Source organism: Pseudomonas sp. Leaf434 (assembly GCF_001425545.1).
Taxonomy (GTDB): Bacteria; Pseudomonadota; Gammaproteobacteria; order Pseudomonadales; family Pseudomonadaceae; genus Aquipseudomonas; species Aquipseudomonas siliginis.
In genome coordinates this window covers 181,497-196,505 of sequence record NZ_LMQZ01000011.1, presented here as the reverse complement: position 1 = coordinate 196,505, position 15,009 = coordinate 181,497, and the positions used below count along the sequence as shown (strand labels likewise).

Sequence of the window (15,009 nt, the reverse complement as noted above, 5' to 3'; positions counted from 1 at the left end):
AGGGGAAGTTTGCGTAGGTAATCAACGCCGCTCTTGTCGGAATATTCCAAAAGAGCGGCGTATAAAAAATCTGGCTTGTGAGTTGTCTGTTTTAGTAGGCGTAACGCAACAATGTATGTGGCAAGTGGCGCAGTACGAAGAAGCCGAACAGAGCAACCATCGATGGCAGGATCAGCCACCAGATCTTGAACGGCATTGCATTAAGGGACGCCTGACGTTGGCTCAACCACAGCATCGCAGCACACACGCAACTGGCGAGCATCGCCCCGGCCAATATGTCGGTTGGCCAGTGCGCGCCCAGATACACCCGCGACAGGGCGATAGAGAGTGCCGGGATGCAGGCAATCAGCAGCCAGGTCAGGCGCATGCGCGGCGGCTGACCGCGTCCGGCGAGTACACCCAGCGTCAGGAACAGGGCGAATGCGCCAGAAGCGTGGCCGCTGGGCATGCTGTAGGTGGTCAATGGATCGCTGAGCACTTCCGGGCGCACCCGGGCGAAAAAATACTTGGTTCCGGTATTGGCCATTGCGGTGACCAACATGGTGGCGCCCGCGAACATTGCCTGGCGCCACTGCTTGCACAGCACCAGCAGAATGACGAGCAGGGCACTGAACAGCAGCATGTTGCGGAATTCGCCGATCAGGGTCAGCGTCACGGCGATTTCGTCCAGCGCTGGCTGGCGGTGCTCCTGCACCAGGGTCATCACGCCGTTGTCGAGCGCGGTGAGGTATGGATAGCCGATGAACAGACCGATCAGGATCAGCAGGCTCATGCCGCCGATCCAGATTGTCGCGCGACGATGGCGGCGCACGCTGCTGTTGACGCTCAGGCCGACCATCACCGCGATGCTGGCGGCGACAATCCCGGCCTCCAGCCAGAACCCTTCAGGCAATGGCAGACGGAACGCCGCGCCGGTGGCCCAGCCCGGCAGCAGATAAGCCAGGCTCCAGCCAGCAGCGGCCAACAGGCTGACGGCGAAAAAACGCGGGAAGGGCATGTCGCACATCCCGGCGACCATTGGCAGCATTGGTCGTAGCGGGCCGATGAAACGCCCGACCAGCAAGCTGGCGATGCCATAGCGCTGGAAGTACGACTCGGCGCCGGCCATCCATTCGGGGTGATGGCGCAGCCCGGGAAGGCGGCGGATGTTCTGGTGGAAATGGCGGCCAAGGAAATACGACATCAGATCGCCAAGAATGCCGCCAAGAAAGCCCAGCAACAGTGTTTCGCTCAATGACAGCGCGCCACTGCCGGCCAGTACCGCCACGCCGAACAACAGCACCGTGCCCGGCACGATCAGCCCGGCGATCGCCAGACACTCCACGCACGCAACGATGAACACCGCTGCGGCCAACCACTGCGGATTGGCGCCGAGCCATCCAGTGATGCTATCGAGCCATGGGCCCATACAGAAAAACTCCATTCATTCTTTAAGTAATTGTTACGCGGTTGACTGCTGACCTGTGGGAGCGAGCCTGCTCGCGAATACGCTGTGTCAGACGATAGAAGCGTTGGCTGGCACGACCCCTTCGCGAGCAGGCTCGCTCCCACAGGAGGGACATCATTCATTGACGGATGCGGCGTCGGTTACGGGAAGCAAAATATAATCCCGGCCTTCGACCTGACCCCGTCGCAGCGGGTTCCGCGTGCACCATTGCGCATACGCAGCGTCAACGAAGCGATACATCAAGTGTTCATCACGGCCCAGCGGAATGCCCAACCGGGTGGTTTGAATGATCTGCGCGGGTGGCGGTCCCGGGTCCTCGACCAGCAACAGTTCATGATCGAAACGCTTGGCGTCCCACATCGGCACTTTCAAACCCAGCGCCTTGCACAGCAGGGTCTGTCCGGCGCAGAGCTTCTGTGTCGGACGCGGTCGGCCCTGGGCATCGGGATTGTTCAGCAGCATCTGCGCCAGACTCGCCGGACCGCTCACTTCATCGACCCACGGATAGGCGGATTTGATCAGCACCGCGTTGCCCGGCCCCTGCGCACTGAAGTTCAGCGAATCACCGCCGCGTGCGTAGTACATATAGATGTGGCCGCCATCCAGAAACAAAGCCTTACGCTTTTCTGTATAGCCGAGCGAGGCGTGGCTGCCTTTTTCCGCGCAGTAATAGGCTTCGGTTTCGATGATTCGCGCACTCAGCCACAGATCGCCGACGCGATGGCGGATGACTTTGCCGAGCAGCGCCTGCGCCAGCACCTGGGCGTCGCGGTCGAAAAAACTGTCCGGCAGGCCCACGGGCAGGCGCGCGGACTCGGGGCAAAGGGGCACGTTGGTCATGATGGGCAAGGTTGATCCAGGCTCAAGAGGTCGTGATGATAACAACGCTGAGCTTAATTACGTCTGAACGACGGGCAAACGCAGCTCATTTCGACCATCCGCCCGTCACCGCTGTTAGTCCCGGGACGCGACAGCTATAATCTGCCGCTTTCCTCTTTGCCAAGACCCCAGCAGACCATGACTGAGTCCGTTCTTGACTACATGACCCGATTGGGTCGCGCCGCCCGCGCTGCCTCCAAGGTCATCGGTCGCGCCAGCACCGCGCAGAAAAACCGCGCCTTGCAGGCTGCCGCCAATGCTCTGGACGCTGCGCGCGCCGAGCTGGCCGCCGCCAATGAGCTGGATCTGGCTGCCGGTCGCGCCAACGGTCTGGAGCCGGCGCTGCTGGAGCGTCTGGAACTGACCCCGGCACGCATCGACGGCATGATCGTCGGCTTGCGTCAGGTTGCTGCACTGGCGGATCCGGTCGGTGCGATCCGCGACATGAGCTTCCGTCCGTCGGGTATTCAGGTCGGCAAGATGCGTGTACCGCTGGGCGTGATCGGGATCATCTACGAATCCCGTCCGAACGTGACCATCGATGCCGCCAGTCTGTGCCTGAAGTCCGGCAACGCGACCATCCTGCGCGGTGGCTCCGAGGCAATTCATTCCAATCGCGCGATTGCCGCGTGCATTCAGCGCGGTCTGGCCGAGGCCGAACTGCCCGCCGCCGTGGTGCAAGTGGTCGAAACCACCGACCGTGCCGCCGTCGGCGCGCTGATCAGCATGCCGGAATACGTCGACGTCATCGTGCCCCGTGGCGGTCGTGGCCTGATCGAACGCATCAGCCGCGATGCTCGCGTACCGGTGATCAAGCACCTGGACGGCATCTGCCACGTTTACGTCAGTGAACATGCCGATCTGGCCAAAGCCCAAAGCATCGCCTTCAACGCCAAGACCTACCGTTATGGCATCTGCGGCGCGATGGAAACCCTGCTGGTCGATCAGGCTGTTGCCAGGGATTTCCTGCCTTCGATGGCCGCGCAGTTCCGCGACAAAGGCGTCGAACTGCGTGGTTGCGAGCGCACCCGGGCGATCATCGAAGCGGTCGCGGCCTGCGAAGACGACTGGCACACCGAGTACCTGGCGCCGATTCTGTCGATCCGCGTGGTCGACGGTCTGGAGCAGGCGATCGAACACATCAACCATTATGGCTCCCATCACACCGACTCGATCGTCAGCGAAAACCTCGCCGACACCCGCCGGTTCGTGGCGGAAGTCGACTCGGCCTCGGTGATGATCAACACGCCGACCTGCTTTGCCGATGGATTTGAATACGGATTGGGTGCCGAGATCGGCATTTCTACTGATAAGCTGCACGCCCGCGGCCCGGTAGGGCTCGAGGGGCTGACCTGCGAGAAGTACATCGTGGTCGGCGATGGCCAGTTGCGCGGCCAGGCGACGGTCTGACTTGACCGACCTCGACCTGACAGCGCCGCACACCGGCAGCGAGTCGCGCCCGCAACGCATTGGCGTGCTGGGCGGTACGTTCGACCCGGTGCATATCGGCCATTTGCGTGGCGCGCTGGAAGTTGTCGAAGCGCTGGCGCTGGACGAGTTGCGCCTGATGCCGAACGCGCGGCCGCCACATCGCGGTACGCCGCAGGTGTCGGCGCAGGACCGGCTGGCGATGGTCGAGTGCGCGGTGGCCGGATTGCCGCCGTTGGTGGTGGACGCCCGCGAATTGCAGCGGGACAAACCGTCCTGGACCATCGATACCCTGGAGTCGCTGCGCGCAGAGATGCCCGCCGAGACCCAGGTTTTTCTGCTTTTGGGCTGGGACGCATTTTGCGGCCTGCCCACTTGGCACCGCTGGGAAGAGTTGCTCCAGCATTGCCACATCCTGGTGCTACAGCGCCCGGACGCCGACAGCGAACCGCCGGATGCCTTGCGCAACCTGCTGGCAGCGCGTTCGGTGAGCGACCCGCTGGCCCTGAAAGGGCCGAGCGGACAGATTGCATTCGTCTGGCAGACACCGCTCGCGGTTTCCGCCACCCAGATCCGTCAACTGCTGGCCAGCGGTAAGTCGGTACGTTTCCTGGTGCCCGACGCGGTCCTGGCCTACATCGATGCGCACGGTCTGTACCGTGCGTCGAACTGAACAAGGCGTGCTTCACCGATACGGATCACCGTATCCCCAAGCCGCCGAATACATGAGCAAAACGAGTTACATATGACTGATAAAGATCTACCGAAAGTAAAGCGCAAAGGCACGTTCAAGAGCGCACCACTGCCGGAAGCCGTCAACACCAACGAGCCGCTCAAGGGCGACGAACTGGTCAAGATTGCCGTCGCCGCGCTGGAAGACGTCAAGGCCCAGGACATCCAGATCATCGATGTGCGCGACAAGCAGAGCATCACTGACTACATGATCATCGCCACCGGTACCTCCAATCGCCAGATCAACGCGATGCTGGACAAGGTCCGTGAGGAAGTGAAAAAGCAGGGCGCCAAGCCGCTGGGCGAAGAAGGCAAGGGCGACAGCGACTGGGTACTGCTCGACCTCGATCTGGTGATCGTGCACATGATGACTGCCTCGGCGCGTCAGTTCTACGACCTGGAGCGCCTGTGGGCCGGTGCCGAGCAAAGCCGTGCGGCCGATGCCAAGCACCACAGCCCGGAGAACACCCACGAGCATTTCACCAAGCTCAACAAAGACCAGTTCTAAGGGATTGCTGTGCGACTGCGCCTGATCGCCGTCGGTTCACGCATGCCCAAGTGGGTGGAAGAAGGCTGGCATGAATATGCCAAGCGTCTTCCGTCCGAGCTGGCGCTGGAACTGGTGGAAATTCCGCTCAACACCCGTGGCAAGAATGCCGACGTGGCCCGTTTCATCCGCCAGGAAGGCGAAGCCATGCTGGCCAAGGTCGGGCACAACGAGCGGATCGTCACGCTGGAGGTTCACGGCAAGCCGTGGAGCACCGAGCAACTGGCGGTCGAACTCGATCGCTGGCGCCTGGATTCGCGCACGGTCAACTTCATGGTCGGCGGCCCGGAAGGGCTGGCACCGGAAGTCTGTGCCCGCGCTGACCAGCGCTGGTCGTTGTCGCCGCTGACCTTGCCGCACCCGCTGGTGCGGATCCTGATCGGCGAACAGTTGTACCGTGCCTGGACCGTGTTGTCCGGCCATCCTTACCACAAGTAAGCCTGCCCTCATGTCTCAGCCGATCCGCATCAAGGACCACGAAAAGGACGCCCGTCTGGTGCGCAGCCGTGTCGTGTTCGGTGCGATCGTGATCGTGGCGCTGATCTGTGTGCTGATCGCGCGTCTGTATTACCTGCAGGTGATCCAGTACGAGTACCACTCGACCCTGTCGGAAAACAACCGCGTCCACGTGCAGCCGATTCCGCCGACGCGCGGGCTGATTTTCGACCGCAACGGCGTAGTTGTGGCCGACAACCGGCCGAGCTTCAGCCTGAGCATGACCCGCGAGCGCTCCGGCGACTGGCAACAGGTGCTCGACGTCATCGTCGAGGTGCTGGAGCTGACGCCCGAGGACCGGGTGATCTTCGAGAAACGCATGCGTCAGGGCCGTCGGCCGTTCGAGCCGGTGCCGATCCTGTTCGAGCTGACCGAAGAGCAGATCGCCCGCATTGCGGTGAACCAGTTCCGCCTGCCCGGGGTGGAAGTGGTCGCGCAACTGGTCCGGCATTACCCGCAGGGCGCGCATTTTGCGCATTCGGTGGGCTACATGGGGCGGATCAACGAGAAAGAGCTGAAGTCGCTGGATCCGGTCAACTACAGCGGCACCCACCACATCGGCAAGACCGGCATCGAGCGTTTCTACGAGCCGGAATTGCACGGTCAGGTCGGTTACGAGGAAGTCGAGACCAACGCCCGTGGCCGCGTGTTGCGGGTGCTCAAGCGCACCGATCCGATTCCCGGCAAGGACATCGTCCTGAGCCTCGATATCAAGTTGCAGGAAGCCGCCGAGGCCGCGCTGGGCGGGCGACGTGGCGCGGTGGTGGCGCTCGATCCGAAAACCGGCGAAGTGCTGGCGATGGTCAGTCAGCCGAGTTTCGACCCCAACCTGTTCGTCACCGGCATCAGCTTCAAGGCCTATGCCGAGTTGCGTGATTCCATCGACCGGCCGCTGTTCAACCGCGTGCTGCGTGGTCTGTATCCGCCGGGCTCGACGATCAAACCGGCGGTGGCAATTGCCGGTCTCGACGCTGGCGTAGTCACGGCTTCGAGCCGGGTGTTCGACCCGGGCTATTACATGCTGCCCAACTACGACCACAAGTACCGCAACTGGAACCGCACCGGTGACGGCTTCGTCGATCTCGATACGGCGATCATGCGTTCCAACGACACCTACTTCTATGACCTGGCGCACAAGCTCGGCATCGACCGGCTGTCGACCTATATGAACAAGTTCGGCATCGGCCAGAAGGTCTCGCTGGACATGTTCGAAGAGTCCCCGGGCCTGATGCCGTCCCGCGAATGGAAACGGGCGACGCGCAAGCAGGCGTGGTTCCCCGGCGAAACCCTGATTCTCGGGATCGGCCAGGGCTACATGCAGTCGACGCCGCTGCAACTGGCCCAGGCCACGGCGCTGGTGGCCAACAAGGGCATCTGGAACCGTCCGCATCTGGCCAAGTCCCTCGACGGGGTCAAACCGGTGGATGAAAACCCGATGCCGAACATCATCCTGCGCGACCCGTCCGACTGGAACAAGGTCAACCATGGCATGCAGCAGGTGATGCACGGTGCCCGTGGTACCGCGCGCAAAGCGGCGATCGGCGCGCAATACCGCATCGCCGGCAAGTCGGGTACCGCGCAGGTGGTGGCGATCAAGCAGGGCGAGAAATACGACCGCTCCAAGGTCCAGGAACGCCACCGCGACCACGCGTTGTTTGTCGGCTTCGCCCCGGCCGATGATCCGAAAATCGTCGTGTCGGTGATGGTCGAGAATGGTGAGTCCGGTTCCGGCGTTGCCGCGCCCGTGGTGCGCCAGGTCATGGACGCCTGGTTGCTTGACCAGGACGGCCACCTGAAAGCCGAGTACGCCAGCCCTATCACTGCGGAGGCCCCGGCCCGTGATGAATAACTTCGATCGCATGCTCTCCAGCGAGGATGTGATGCGTCGCCGCGCGACGTTGCTGCAAAGACTGCATATCGATGGCCCGCTGTTGATCCTGCTGCTGATCCTCGCCGCCGGCAGCCTGTTCGTGCTGTATTCGGCCAGCGGCAAGAGCTGGGACCTGCTCGGCAAGCAGGCCACGTCGTTCGGCATCGGTCTGGTGGCGATGATTGTCATCGCCCAGTTCGAACCGCGTTTCATGGCGCGCTGGGTGCCGCTCGGTTATGTGATCGGCGTGATATTGCTGATCGTCGTCGACATCATGGGCCACAACGCCATGGGCGCCACGCGCTGGATCAACATCCCCGGGGTGATCCGCTTCCAGCCCTCGGAATTCATGAAGATCCTGATGCCGGCGACCATCGCCTGGTATCTGTCCAAACGCACCTTGCCGCCGCAGCTCAAGCACGTCGGCATCAGCCTGATGCTGATTGGCGTGCCGTTCATTCTGATCGTGCGCCAGCCGGATCTCGGTACCTCGTTGCTGATTCTTGCCGGTGGCGCCTTCGTCCTGTTCATGGGCGGCCTGCGCTGGCGCTGGATTCTCAGCGTATTGGCGGCGGCGGTGCCGGTGTCGGTGGCGATGTGGTTCTTCGTCATGCACGACTATCAGAAGCAGCGTGTCCTGACTTTCCTCGACCCGGAAAGCGATCCGCTCGGCACCGGCTGGAACATCATCCAGTCGAAAGCCGCGATCGGTTCCGGTGGCGTATTCGGCAAAGGCTGGCTGCTCGGCACCCAGTCACACTTGGACTTTCTCCCGGAAAGCCACACCGACTTCATCATTGCCGTGCTTGGCGAAGAGTTCGGTCTGGTGGGGATTTGCGCGCTGCTGCTGATCTATCTGTTGTTGATCGGTCGCGGGCTGGTGATCACCGCGCAGGCGCAAACGCTGTTCGGCAAATTGCTCGCCGGCGCGTTGACCATGACTTTTTTTGTTTACGTTTTCGTCAACATCGGTATGGTCAGTGGCCTGTTACCGGTCGTGGGGGTGCCGTTGCCGTTCATTAGCTACGGAGGAACTTCGCTGGTGACGCTGCTGTCAGCGTTTGGGGTTTTGATGTCGATCCATACCCATCGCAAGTGGATCGCACAGGTTTAAATAAGGTGAAGAGTGCAATGCAAGTAATGCGTGGCTGGGCGACTCGATGCGCGCCGCTGGTTGGCCTGGTGGGCCTGCTGGGGAGCGTGCAGGAAGCGCTGGCCGGCGACTATGAAGGCTCGCCGCAGGTGGCCGAATTCGTCGGCGAAATGACCCGCGACTACGGTTTCGCCGGTGAACAACTGATGGGTGTGTTCCGCGAGGCGCAACGCAAGCAGTCGATTCTCGACGCCATCTCCAGACCCGCCGAACGGGTCAAGCAGTGGAACGAATATCGTCCGATGTTCATCACCGACGCGCGCATCGCCCGTGGTGTCGACTTCTGGCGTCAGCACGAGGCGACCCTGGCCCGTGCCGAGCAGGAATACGGCGTGCCGGCACAAGTGATCGTGTCGATCATCGGCGTCGAGACCTTTTTCGGACGTAATACCGGTAATTTTCGGGTGATCGACGCATTATCGACCCTCGGCTTCGACTATCCTCCCCGTGCCGAATTTTTCCGCAAGGAACTGCGTGAGTTCCTGCTGCTGGCCCGCGAAGAGCAGGTCGACCCGCTGACCCTGAAAGGCTCGTACGCCGGGGCCATGGGCCTGCCGCAGTTCATGCCGAGCAGCTTTCGCGCCTACGCGGTGGATTTCGACGGTGACGGCCACATCAATATCTGGAACAACCCGGACGATGCCATTGGCAGCGTCGCCAGCTACTTCAAGCGTCATGGCTGGGTCGCCGGCGAACCGGTGGTCAGCCGTGCCGATGTACGCGGCGAGCAGGTTGATGAAGGCCTGACTACTGGTATCGAACCGGTGAAAACGGTCGCAGAGTTGCGGGCGCTGGGCTGGTCAAGTCATGATGCGCTGCGCGATGATATGCCGGTTACCGCATTTCGCCTCGAAGGCGACAACGGCCCTGAATACTGGATGGGCCTGCAGAATTTCTACGCGATCACGCGTTATAACCGCAGCGTGATGTACGCCATGGCCGTACATCAACTGTCTGAACAGCTGGTACAAGCACGGGGCGTCAAGTAATGCAGGCATTGCCTAACAATAAACCCCTGAAGCTGGTGGCTTTCGCTGCGTTGGCAGTCCTGGTCGCCAGTTGCACGACCAGCCGCACGCCGACGCAGAAAACCCCGTCCACCGCTGTCCGCGCCCAACCGGGCCTGGACATCAACCGCGCGCACAAAGACGGCGCGCCGTGGTGGGATGTCGATGTCTCGCGCATCCCGGATGCGACACCGACCCTGCACACCGGCCCATACAAGGCCAATCCTTACACCGTGCTGGGCAAGACGTATTTTCCGTTGCAGGAATCCAAGACCTACGTGGCTTCGGGCACGGCGTCCTGGTACGGCACCAAGTTCCATGGCCAGAACACCGCCAACGGCGAAGTGTATGACCTGTACGGCATGAGTGCCGCGCACAAGACCTTGCCGCTGCCAAGTTACGTTCGGGTGACCAACCTGGACAACAACAAGACCGTGATCCTGCGCGTCAACGACCGTGGGCCGTTCTATTCCGATCGAATCATTGACTTGTCTTATGCTGCGGCGAAGAAGCTCGGCTATGCCGAAACCGGCACCGCACGGGTCAAGGTCGAAGGCATCGATCCGCAGCAGTGGTGGGCGGCCAAGGGCCGTCCGGCGCCGCTGATGCTCAATGAGCCGCAAGTGGCGCAGAATAGCGCCCCGGTCATCACCGCGTCGGCCGGTACCGTCGAGCAATGGACGCCGCCGCCGCAGCAACACGCCGCGGCCGTGGTGCCCGTGCAGATCGATGCAAAAAAAAACGCTTCTGCACCAGCGTCTGGCCAGTATCTGCAGGTGGGCGCGTTCGCCAACCCGGACGCTGCCGAGCTGCTGAGGTCGAAGCTCAGCGGGATGGTGAGCGCGCCGGTGTTCATCAGCTCGATCGTGCGCAATCAGCAGACCCTGCACCGGGTACGCCTGGGGCCGATCGGCTCGCCGGGTGAGATCGCCCAGGTGCAGAACAGTGTGCGGCTGGCCAATCTGGGTTCGCCCAGCGTGGTCACCGAGTAACACGTAGACCTTGATTGACGGTTCACTTGCGGTATTCGGGGGGTGAACCAGGTTGTTGGCTCGTCGAAGAACAAAAGCCCGGCAAGGGTGACTGGAGTGAGCAACTGAACACGCGATGGCCCGTTAGAAGGCTGTCTGAATAAGTTTTGCCTTCGGGCAAGTTTCCATTAGCGATTTCGAGAGACGGATGAACATCACCACCTTTGCCAAACGCCTGTGTCTGCTAGTCCCGCTGCTCCTCTCGCCAGCCGCCTTCGCGGCCGAGATGATGCCGTCGCCACCACAACTGGCCGCCAAGGCCTACGTTCTGATGGACGCCAGCAGCGGCAACGTGCTGGTCGAAAACAACGGCGACCAGCGTCTGCCACCGGCCAGCCTGACCAAGCTGATGACCGCGTACATCGCAACCCTGGAAATCCGTCGCGGTCAGATCGGTGAAAACGATCCGGTGACCGTCAGCGAAAACGCCTGGCGCACCGGCGGTTCGCGGATGTTCATCAAAGTCGGTTCGCAGGTGACTGTCAGCGACCTGCTGCACGGCATCATCATCCAGTCCGGTAACGACGCCAGCGTCGCCCTGGCCGAGCACATCGCCGGCAGCGAAGACGCGTTCGCCGATCTGATGAACAAGACCGTCACCGAACTGGGCATGACCAATACCCACTTCATGAACCCGACCGGTCTGCCAAACCCTGAGCACTACTCGTCGGCGCACGACATGGCGATCCTGGCCCGTGCGATCATCCACGAAGACCCGGCTCACTATGCGATCTACTCGCAGAAAGAGTTCTTCTGGAACGGCATCAAGCAGCCTAACCGCAACCTGCTGCTGTGGCGCGACAAGACCGTTGACGGTCTGAAAACCGGCCACACCGATGAAGCCGGCTACTGCATGGTGTCCTCGGCGGTACGTGATGGCCAGCGCCTGATCGCCGTGGTGTTCGGTACCAACAGCGAAGTGGCTCGCGCCGCTGAAACCCAGAAGTTGCTGACCTATGGTTTCCGCTTCTTCGAAACCCAGACCTTCTACCAGAAGGGCACTGAACTGGCGCAGGCGCCGGTATGGAAAGGCACCACCAGCCAGGTCAAGGCCGGTCTGGCGCAAGACCTGACCATGACTCTGCCAAAAGGCCAGCTGAAGAAACTCGCTGCCAGCATGACCATGAACCCGCAACTGGTTGCGCCAATCGCCAAGGGCGACGTGATCGGTAAAGTCGAAGTCAAACTGGAAGACAAGGTGGTGCACAGCGCTGACCTGATCGCTCTGGACGGCGTCGAGGAGGGTGGTATCTTCCGCCGCATGTGGGATAGCATCCGTCTATTCTTCTACGGCTTGTTCAACTGATTTTGTGTTGACCTGCATGGCCCCGCCCCGATCCGGTGCGGGGCCATGTGCGTTACCACGGCTTGCGCTATAGAGGCCGTTACGCCATGACCGATACCGAAGTAAAGGCGCCAAAGATCGAATTTCCCCAGACCGATTATCCGATCAAGGTGATCAGTGATACGGGTGTTGGCAACAAAGACAAGATCATCGCGATCGTCCTGAAACACGCGACCATCAATGATGAGCGCATCGACGAGCGTCAAAGCAGCAACGGCAAATACACCACCATCCAGTTGCACATCGTCGCCACCGACCAGGATCAGCTGTACAACATCAACAGCGAACTGCGGGCTTCCGGCATCGTGCACATGGTGTTGTGATGCACGGCACGCTGGGCTTTCGCGAGCTGGGCCAGATGGCTTACGAGCCGGTCTGGCATGCCATGCAGCGCTTTACCAACGAACGCGGCAGCGATGCCGCCGACGAAATCTGGCTCGTCGAACACCCGCCGGTGTTCACCCAGGGCCAGGCCGGCAAGGCCGAGCATCTGTTGCTGCCGGGAGATATTCCGGTGGTGCAGGTCGATCGTGGCGGCCAAGTGACTTATCATGGCCCCGGGCAACTGGTGGCCTATCTGTTACTGGATGTGCGCAAGCTGGGTTTCGGCGTGCGCGATCTGGTCAGCCGCATGGAAGCCTGCCTCATCGAACTGCTGGCCAGCTACGGCGTTAGCGCCGCCGCCAAGCCAGATGCTCCCGGCGTGTACGTCGATGGAGCGAAAATCGCTTCTCTGGGTTTGCGCATTCGCCACGGTTGTTCCTTTCATGGCCTGGCCCTGAACGTGGATATGAACCTGGAACCGTTTCGACGGATTAATCCCTGCGGCTACGCCGGGCTGGCCATGACCCAGCTGAGCGATCACGCAGGATCGATTGAATTTGCCGAGGTAAGTGCCCGGCTGCGCGCGCAGCTCGTCAAACACCTCGACTATGCTGAGCAGACGACCCTCACGGGCGGAATCGACTGATATGACTACTGATGCAGTGCAAACCATGATCCCGACGCTCGACGTGACCGAGCGCCCGGCCCCGCGTCCCAAGGTTGAAGCCGGCGTCAAGCTGCGCGGCGCCGAGAAGGTTGCACGCATCCCGGTCAAGATCATCCCGACTACCGAACTGCCGAAGAAACCCGACTGGATCCGCGTGCGCATCCCGGTTTCGCCGGAAGTCGACCGCATCAAGAGCCTGCTGCGCAAGCACAAGCTGCACAGTGTCTGCGAAGAAGCGTCCTGCCCGAACCTCGGCGAATGCTTCTCCGGCGGCACCGCAACCTTCATGATCATGGGCGACATCTGCACCCGTCGTTGCCCGTTCTGCGACGTTGGCCACGGTCGTCCGAAGCCACTGGACGTCAACGAGCCGGAAAGCCTGGCCATCGCCATCGCCGACCTCAAGCTCAAATACGTGGTGATCACTTCGGTGGACCGCGATGACCTGCGTGACGGCGGTGCCCAGCACTTTGCCGACTGCATCCGCGAAATCCGCAAGCTGTCGCCGAACGTGCAGCTCGAGACCCTGGTCCCGGACTACCGTGGGCGCATGGACATCGCCTTGGAAATCACCGCCGCCGAGCCGCCGGATGTGTTCAACCACAACCTGGAAACCGTGCCGCGCCTGTACAAGGCTGCGCGTCCGGGTTCGGACTATCAGTGGTCGCTGACCCTGCTGCAACGCTTCAAGCAGATGATGCCGCATATCCCGACCAAATCCGGCCTGATGCTGGGTCTGGGCGAGACTGACGAGGAAGTCATCGAAGTCATGAAGCGCATGCGCGAACACGACATCGACATGCTGACCCTCGGTCAATACCTGCAACCGTCGCGCAGCCACTTGCCGGTGCAGCGTTTCGTGCACCCGGACACCTTCGCCTGGTTCGCCGAAGAAGGTTACAAGATGGGCTTCAAGAACGTTGCGTCTGGCCCGCTGGTACGTTCCTCGTACCACGCCGACGAGCAGGCGAAGCTGGTCAAGGCCGAGCTGCTGGGTTCCTGATTCACTGCTGATGTAAAAATGCCCGCCGAGGATGGTTCCTCGGCGGGCATTTTTTTGCCTGAGACAAGGCCCTTTTGTTTGCCTCTTGAGCTGTCTACTGTGTGTGCATGACTTTACCGATGGAGCCCAAGGATGACCGTTCGACCAAGCCACACCCTCGTTGCCCACCGACCCGTACCGGCACTGCCTGCTGAGGGGACGATCGGCGTCATCGCGCCTGCCGGTCCCGGCACTCTCGATACTGAGAAGACGCTGCAATGGATGCGCGCGCGCGGCTATGGGCTGAAGGTGTTTCCCGGTGTCTATGAGAAGGACGGCTATCTGGCGGGCAGTGACGACGTACGCCTGCGCGATCTGCACGCGGCATTCGCTGATCCTGAAGTCGACGCGATCATTTGCCTGCGCGGCGGCTACGGCACGCCGCGCCTGCTGGACCGAATCGATTACGACCTGCTCAGCCGGCACGCCAAACCCTTTATCGGCTACAGCGATATCACCGCGCTGCACCTGGCCATCAGTCGCTACGCCGGGTTTGTGACCTTTCACGGGCCGCTGCTCAACGCCGACCTGCTGGGCGACAAGGAGCCGCCGACCGTCACGTCATTCTTCGCCATGCTGCGCGGGCAAATGAAGTCAGGGAGTGTGCTCAGCCATCCGGCGGCTTATCCATTATCAACCGTCGAACCGGGCATCGCTCACGGGCGGTTGCTTGGCGGCAATCTGGCGATGATTGCTGCAACCCTCGGCACGCCCTACGAGATTGATGTCGAAGGGGTGATTCTGTTTATCGAAGACATCAACGAGCCGCTGTATCGGATTGATCGGCTGCTGACCCAAATGCGTCTGGCCGGCAAGCTGGCCAGACTGCGCGGTGTGCTGGTCGGTGATATCGCCGGCGTGGAGGTCGACGCGCTGAATCGCCTGCTCAAGCAAACCTTTGAACCGTTGCGGATTCCGGTGTTGTCGGGTTGGCGCAGTGGCCATTGCGACCCGAACCTGACACTGCCGTTGGGCGCGCTGGTGCGCCTGGATGCAGGGAAGCAGGAGTTGCTGCTGGAGCAGGATGTGGTCATCCGATAAT

The 15,009-nt window shown here is 61.5% G+C and carries 15 protein-coding genes; 13 read left to right on the top strand and 2 right to left on the bottom strand.

All coding sequences use genetic code 11. The features are described 5' to 3' along the window. Positions 1–91: 91 nt before the first annotated feature. The gene (locus ASG55_RS23015) at positions 92–1,408 is read right to left on the bottom strand and encodes a bifunctional DedA family/phosphatase PAP2 family protein (protein ID WP_056790660.1); all 1,317 of its coding nucleotides are present in this window, start codon (positions 1,406–1,408) and stop codon (positions 92–94) included. Between the two features lie 153 nt (positions 1,409–1,561). Beyond that, entirely contained in the window at positions 1,562–2,287 is a 726-nt protein-coding gene (locus ASG55_RS23010; RefSeq protein ID WP_056790657.1) for a DNA-3-methyladenine glycosylase, read from the bottom strand. 177 nt (positions 2,288–2,464) lie between these two features. On the opposite strand from ASG55_RS23010, the gene ASG55_RS23005 reads away from it, so the two are divergent. From ASG55_RS23005 to ASG55_RS22945, 13 genes are all read left to right on the top strand, one after another. Further along, positions 2,465–3,736 carry a glutamate-5-semialdehyde dehydrogenase gene (locus ASG55_RS23005; protein ID WP_056790655.1) on the top strand — a complete coding sequence of 424 codons (1,272 nt, stop codon included), beginning with the start codon at positions 2,465–2,467 and terminating at the stop codon, positions 3,734–3,736. Next, entirely contained in the window at positions 3,705–4,427 is a 723-nt protein-coding gene (gene nadD / locus ASG55_RS23000; protein WP_024014451.1) for a nicotinate-nucleotide adenylyltransferase, read from the top strand. Before ASG55_RS23005 ends, nadD begins: the two co-directional genes overlap by 32 nt. Before the next feature lie 72 nt (positions 4,428–4,499). Then, on the top strand, positions 4,500–4,994 hold the full coding sequence (rsfS, locus tag ASG55_RS22995) for a ribosome silencing factor (RefSeq protein WP_016773024.1): 495 nt from the start codon (positions 4,500–4,502) through the stop codon (positions 4,992–4,994). A 9-nt stretch (positions 4,995–5,003) separates the two neighbouring features. Beyond that, positions 5,004–5,471 (top strand): 23S rRNA (pseudouridine(1915)-N(3))-methyltransferase RlmH, encoded by a 468-nt coding sequence (rlmH, locus tag ASG55_RS22990; RefSeq protein ID WP_011063671.1) that lies wholly within the window; start codon positions 5,004–5,006, stop codon positions 5,469–5,471. 10 nt (positions 5,472–5,481) lie between these two features. Continuing rightward, positions 5,482–7,377 carry a penicillin-binding protein 2 gene (gene mrdA / locus ASG55_RS22985; protein ID WP_041477721.1) on the top strand — a complete coding sequence of 632 codons (1,896 nt, stop codon included), beginning with the start codon at positions 5,482–5,484 and terminating at the stop codon, positions 7,375–7,377. A gap of 31 nt (positions 7,378–7,408) precedes the next feature. Continuing rightward, entirely contained in the window at positions 7,409–8,512 is a 1,104-nt protein-coding gene (gene rodA / locus ASG55_RS22980; protein WP_050977864.1) for a rod shape-determining protein RodA, read from the top strand. A gap of 17 nt (positions 8,513–8,529) precedes the next feature. Beyond that, positions 8,530–9,540 carry a lytic murein transglycosylase B gene (gene mltB, locus ASG55_RS22975; RefSeq protein ID WP_041477722.1) on the top strand — a complete coding sequence of 337 codons (1,011 nt, stop codon included), beginning with the start codon at positions 8,530–8,532 and terminating at the stop codon, positions 9,538–9,540. Beyond that, the gene (locus ASG55_RS22970; RefSeq protein WP_016773027.1) at positions 9,540–10,550 is read left to right on the top strand and encodes a septal ring lytic transglycosylase RlpA family protein; all 1,011 of its coding nucleotides are present in this window, start codon (positions 9,540–9,542) and stop codon (positions 10,548–10,550) included. Before mltB ends, ASG55_RS22970 begins: the two co-directional genes overlap by 1 nt. A gap of 187 nt (positions 10,551–10,737) precedes the next feature. Continuing rightward, positions 10,738–11,895 carry a D-alanyl-D-alanine carboxypeptidase family protein gene (locus ASG55_RS22965; RefSeq protein ID WP_016773028.1) on the top strand — a complete coding sequence of 386 codons (1,158 nt, stop codon included), beginning with the start codon at positions 10,738–10,740 and terminating at the stop codon, positions 11,893–11,895. 86 nt (positions 11,896–11,981) lie between these two features. Next, positions 11,982–12,257, top strand: a complete 276-nt coding sequence (locus tag ASG55_RS22960; RefSeq protein ID WP_024014446.1) for a DUF493 domain-containing protein — start codon at positions 11,982–11,984, stop codon at positions 12,255–12,257. Next, positions 12,257–12,904, top strand: a complete 648-nt coding sequence (gene lipB / locus ASG55_RS22955) for a lipoyl(octanoyl) transferase LipB (protein ID WP_056790652.1) — start codon at positions 12,257–12,259, stop codon at positions 12,902–12,904. Before ASG55_RS22960 ends, lipB begins: the two co-directional genes overlap by 1 nt. Before the next feature lie 25 nt (positions 12,905–12,929). Then, a complete protein-coding gene (lipA, locus tag ASG55_RS22950) occupies positions 12,930–13,928 on the top strand; it encodes a lipoyl synthase (RefSeq protein ID WP_160768663.1) in 999 nt (332 codons plus the stop codon). A gap of 132 nt (positions 13,929–14,060) precedes the next feature. After that, entirely contained in the window at positions 14,061–15,008 is a 948-nt protein-coding gene (locus ASG55_RS22945) for a S66 peptidase family protein (protein WP_056790648.1), read from the top strand. The last annotated feature ends 1 nt before the right edge of the window (position 15,009 follow it).